This window comes from Oleiphilus sp. HI0079 (assembly GCF_001635105.1).
This window is the reverse complement of the sequence record NZ_LWFT01000276.1, coordinates 1-778: the sequence shown is the minus strand read 5'-3', so window position 1 is coordinate 778 and position 778 is coordinate 1. Positions and strand designations below refer to the sequence as shown.

The 778-nt window shown below is 48.3% G+C and carries 1 protein-coding gene; it reads right to left on the bottom strand.

The window, feature by feature from the left end:
* On the bottom strand, positions 1-644 hold a 644-nt coding region (locus tag A3750_RS25815), incomplete at its 3' end, for a hypothetical protein (RefSeq protein WP_231871702.1).
* Positions 645-778 lie beyond the last annotated feature (134 nt).

The window sequence follows — 778 nt, the reverse complement described above, 5'->3', positions numbered from 1 at the left end:
CCTTTAAAGGTAGTGTTGATCGCTACGCCGTCTAGACCAAGGTCGTTAGCCATTGCTACTGGGTTAGCGTAAGCCGCTCCACCAGCTGCAGCCGCTAGGCCTGCCGCATCAAAACCAGCAGTGTTACGTACTGCGAAGATTTGACGGTTAGACTGTGCGAAACCGAAAGAGAAGTTACCATCTAGATCAGTAACGTCACCACGTACGTTGTTGATTTTCAAATCAGTGATCTGAACACCAGCGATGTCTAGGTAAACATCAAGGTCAGTTACGTTAACGTAAGTGTTCCAGTTGATCTTAGAGTCTGCAGCGCCAATTGTTGGAGTAGCAGTACCAGAACCGAAACCGTTACCGTTGTTTTCGATATGAATATCGACTGGGCCAAGGTAACCGTTGATAGAAAGATCAGAGATCAATACTGTAGTGCCAGCGTCGCCATCTGGGTCGATACCGTTTGCAGTGTGACCAGTGAAGCTGTCGCCGATTGAATCGCCAGCAGCGAACGTTGAATCAGCAAGACCGATAGCGTCGATGCTGAAGTTAAAGTCGACAGACTTAAGACCAGAAGCAAGAACGCCTGCGTAAGTAAGATCACCTAGTGCAGAAGCAGAACCAGCGTTTGGACCAGCAGAATCAGTAGACATAAGAACAGCTAGACCGCCTGGAGCAGCTTTCTGCCATGCATCTTTAAACGATACGTGGATAAGTAGGTCACCGTCACCGTAACCTTGCTTACCAGCGATAGTTTGAACAGCAGCGTTAGCGTCTGTAACACCTT